Raw genomic sequence first — 4,175 nt, forward strand, 5'->3', positions numbered from 1 at the left:
CACGGCGGGCTTCGCGTCCGCGCACACGACGTCCTGGCGCGATCTGCTGCGCAAGCCCTTCCTCCGTGCGACGCTGTTCGTCGTGGGCCTCGGCTTCTTCGTGCAGCTCACGGGCATCAACGCGATCGTCTACTACAGCCCCCGCATCTTCGAGGCCATGGGCTTCACCGACGACATCGTCAAGCTCGGACTCTCCGCCCTGGTGCAGGTCGCCGGCCTCGTCGCCGTGTTCATCGCGCTGCTCGTGATCGACAGGATGGGCCGCCGTCCCGTGCTGCTCATCGGCATCGGCACGATGGTGCTCGCCAACCTGCTGCTCGTGATCGTGTTCGCGATCGGCGGCGGCCACTTCGACGGCGCCCTCACGATCGCCGGGTTCATCGGCCTGGTGCTGTTCACGGCCGGCTTCACGTTCGGGTTCGGATCCCTGGTCTGGGTGTACGCCGGCGAGGCGATGCCCGCGCACCTGCGCTCGCTCGGAGCGAGCGTCATGCTGACGAGCGACCTCGTCGCCAACGTCATCGTCGGTGCGTTCTTCCTCACGATGCTGAACGCGCTGGGCGGCGCCGGCGCCTTCGCCGTGTTCGGCGTGATCGCGATCCTCGCGTTCTTCTTCGTGGTCTGGCTGGCGCCCGAGACCAAGGGCCGTCCGCTCGAGGACATCGGGCAGTTCTGGAAGAACGGCGGACGCTGGTAATCCGGCGCGCCCGGCGCGTGCACCCTGGGGGCGCGCAGGTGCGACGTGAAAGGATCGACGGGTGAGCCATCGCGACCCGTCCTCCCCCGACGCGGGCACCCCGCTGTCCGGCGCGGGCGTGTCGTTCGTGATGCCGGTGCTCAACGAACGCGCGTACCTCGAGCACGCCGTGGCATCGGCTCTGGCACAGGACGTGGACGGCCCGACCGAGCTCGTGCTGGCGCTCGGCCCCTCCTCTGACGGCACCACCGAGCTCGCCGAGCGCCTGGCCGCCCGCGAGCCGCGGCTGCGGATCGTCCGGAACCCGGCCGCGGACATCCCCGTGGGCCTGAACGCCGCGATCCGGGCGAGCAGGTACCCGACGGTCATCCGCGTGGACGCCCACTCCGAACTGTCGCCCGGATACGCCGCCCGCGCCCTGGCCACGCTCGAGCGCACCGGAGCGGCGAACGTCGGCGGTGTCATGCGCGCCGACGGACGCACGCCGTTCCAGGCCGCCGTCGCCCGCGCGTACAACTCGCCGGTCGGCCTCGGCGGCGGCAGCTATCACGGCGGCACGCGCGAGGGCAGGGCGGAGTCCGCCTACCTCGGCGTGATGCGCCGCACCGTGCTCGACGAGGTCGGCCTCTTCGACGAGTCCATCCGCCGGGGCGAGGACTGGGAGCTGAACCTCCGGATCCGCCAGGCCGGGCACACCGTATGGTTCGATCCGCAGCTCGCCGTGACCTACTGGCCCCGCGAGAGCTGGACCAGGCTCGCGCGTCAGTTCCGCTCCACCGGCGCCTGGCGCGGGGAGCTCGTGCGCCGCTACGGCCGTCGCAACGGCGTGCGGTTCTTCGCCCCGCCCGCACTGCTGGTGATCCTGGCGCTCGCGGTCGTCGTCGGCGTCCTGCAGCTGACCGGGGTGCTCTCCGGCATCGGCTCCGTGGTCGCCTCCGCCGTCTATCTGCCGCTCGTCGCCTACGCGGTCCTGGTCATCGCGATGGCACTGGTCCCCGCGCGTGCCGCGGATCCGCCGCGCAGCCCTCGGGAGCGCCTGTGGACGCTCGCGGTCCTCCCGACCATGCACTTCTCGTGGGGGCTGGGCTTCCTGATGGGAGTGCTGCGCGGCGCGCACGACACGGTCGACACTTCGCGGCTGGGCACGCGGAACACGCCTCTGCCCTGACCCGCCGGCCGACCGGCGTCAGGCGTCCAGCCAGCCGAGGTCCAGGATCCTGTCGACCACGCGCGCCGAGGCGGAGCCGTCGTCGCGACCGTTGAACTGGGCCTGCCAGGCGACGTACTTCGGCGCGTGCTCGGCGACCGCGGACACATCGGAGAGTGCCGCGACCAGCTCCTGCTGGCTGCGCAGCAGCGGACCCGGTGCGCGGGCGGCGAGGTCGAAGTAGAAGCCGCGCAGCTTGCCCCGGTAGTGCTCGAGGTCTGGCACGAGGAAGTACATGGGCTTGCCCGTGGCGCTGAAGTCGAACATGACCGAGGAGTAATCGGTCACGAGCGCGTCCGCGACCAGCAGCAGCTCCGCGGTGTCGGGATAGCCGGTCACGTCGATGACGCGGGATCCGGCCTGGTCCCGCCCGGGTCGGATCGTGCGGGAGTGCCCGCGCAGGAGCACGACGGAGTCGGTGTCCGCGGCGAGCGCGTTCGGATCGACGAAGTCGACCATCTCCGAGCGATCGTCGCGCCACGTGGGCGCGTACAGCACCACACGTTCGTCTTCGCCGATCCCGAGGGCGGTGCGGATGCGGTCCGCGTCGCCGGTCGTGAGCACGTCGTTGCGCGGATAGCCGTCGACCCAGATGGGCTTGCGCAGGAAGGCGTACGCCTTGCGCAGCACCCGCTCGGCATAGGGGTTCTGAGCGAGCAGGACGTCCCAGCGCCGCGACTCGCGCACGATCGCGAGCCAGCGCCGCGGGTGCAGTCCCGGACGATGCAGCGCGAGGCGCTTGAGCGGGGTGCCGTGCCAGGTCTGCAGCACGCGCTGGCCGGGCTTGCGGTCGAAGCGCCGACGCAGCCAGTCGTTCACGACGAGCAGCCGCGCGTCGGCGCGCGCGCGCCACCACTCCGGCGATCCCTCGACCACCGCGACCGCACCCTCCGGAACCGGGACGGACAGGTCGACGACGCTCCAGTACCGGGTCACCTGCGGGGCGCGCTGAGCGAGCTCTCGGTCGATCGCTCCCGGGTTGCACCCGCTGGACTGGCCGTAGAACGACTCGAAGAACACCGCGTTCTCCCGCGCACCGGGCAGCGCCGCATAGCGGCCCTCCAGTGCGAGCCTGCCCTCGGCGGTCTCGTAGGCGGGGTCGACCGGAGGGGCGATCCGCACCGTGCGGTCCGAGGCGCTGACGCGGAGTCCGTCGAGCAGCACGGTCTCGATCGCGAGCCCGTCGGCCGGAGCGCCGTCGATGGTGAGCGCGTAGTCCCCGCTCGGCAGGGGCAGCTCCGCGCCGCCCCATCGCGCGGCCCGCAGCGGCAGCACCGCGCTCCACGCCTCCGGTCCGTCCTCGGCGATGCGCGCGGGCGCCACGGCGCGGCGACCGGCGAGCTCGACCTCGGCGGGGGCGGATCCCTCCCCGGCGATCAGCAGCGTCTGCTGCTCCTCGTCGACGCGGACGGAGCTGACGCGGGGGGTCGTCATTCGGTTCCCTTCGGAGCGGAGGTGGAAGAAGAGGTGGGAATCGTCGCCGCCGTGCCCGTGCGGGCGAGGATCGCGGCCAGCACGCGCGCGGTGTTCCGGCCGTCGCGGTGCGCATGCATGCGCGCGCTGAGCTCCCGGGAGAGCGTCGCACGACGGTCGAACTCGACGTCGTCCTCGAGCGCGGCCTGCAGCTGCGCGGACGCGGCGGTCCAGTCGGCGGCGGGATCGGGTCCGGAGACCTCGGCGTAGTCGCCGTAGAACCCCCGCGTGCGGGCGTACTCGGCGGGGTCGGGTGCGAGGTAGATCACCGGCATCGCGAGCAGCCCGACGTCATAGGCCATCGACGAGTAGTCGGTGACGAGCACGTCGACCGCCGGGAGCACCGGCGTGATGTCCGCCACGACGGCGGATCCGATCGAGCGCACCCGATCCGTCGGGACGGGAGGACGGTACTCCCCCTCGCCGAGAGGATGCGAGCGGACCAGCAGCACGCTGTTCGTCCGCTCCAGGACGTCGAGGATCCGCGCCCACTCGGCGGCGTCCGGAACGGCGGGGTCGGGCGCGCCATCGCGCCAGGTGGGCGCGTACAGCACCACACGCGCCCCGTCGGGGATCGGCCCGACCGCGGCGTCGCGCAGGGCGGACGCCCGCGTCCGGCGCGAGGACGCGTCCCCGGCCGACAGCACGTCGACGCGCGGCTCGCCGGTCACGAGCACCTGCTGCACGCCGAGCCCGAACGCCGATTCCAGGCGGCCGCGAGAGCGATCCGAGGCGGCGGGCAGCACGTCGATGCGCCGGGTCTGCGCCCGGTAGAGCAGGCCGAGCAGCTTCTGCAGC

General features: G+C 72.5%; 4 protein-coding genes. 2 read left to right on the forward strand and 2 right to left on the reverse strand.

Features of this window, described 5'->3' with window-relative positions; all coding sequences use genetic code 11:
- Both B7X32_RS19070 and B7X32_RS19075 read left to right on the forward strand, forming a co-directional pair.
- Positions 1-697: MFS transporter (locus B7X32_RS19070; RefSeq protein ID WP_292723318.1), on the forward strand; the 697-nt coding region annotated here is incomplete at its 5' end.
- A gap of 130 nt (positions 698-827) precedes the next feature.
- A complete protein-coding gene (locus B7X32_RS19075; RefSeq protein WP_292723323.1) occupies positions 828-1,865 on the forward strand; it encodes a glycosyltransferase in 1,038 nt (345 codons plus the stop codon).
- A gap of 18 nt (positions 1,866-1,883) precedes the next feature.
- Here B7X32_RS19075 and B7X32_RS19080 read toward each other — a convergent pair whose 3' ends face one another.
- Both B7X32_RS19080 and B7X32_RS19085 read right to left on the reverse strand, forming a co-directional pair.
- Positions 1,884-3,338 carry a CDP-glycerol glycerophosphotransferase family protein gene (locus B7X32_RS19080; RefSeq protein ID WP_292723319.1) on the reverse strand — a complete coding sequence of 485 codons (1,455 nt, stop codon included), beginning with the start codon at positions 3,336-3,338 and terminating at the stop codon, positions 1,884-1,886.
- A partial coding sequence (locus B7X32_RS19085; protein ID WP_292723321.1) for a CDP-glycerol glycerophosphotransferase family protein occupies positions 3,335-4,175 on the reverse strand: 841 nt, incomplete at its 5' end. The genes B7X32_RS19080 and B7X32_RS19085, both read right to left, overlap by 4 nt.

The sequence above is a fragment of the Microbacterium sp. 13-71-7 genome (genome assembly GCF_002257455.1).
Lineage (GTDB): Bacteria > Actinomycetota > Actinomycetes > Actinomycetales > Microbacteriaceae > Microbacterium.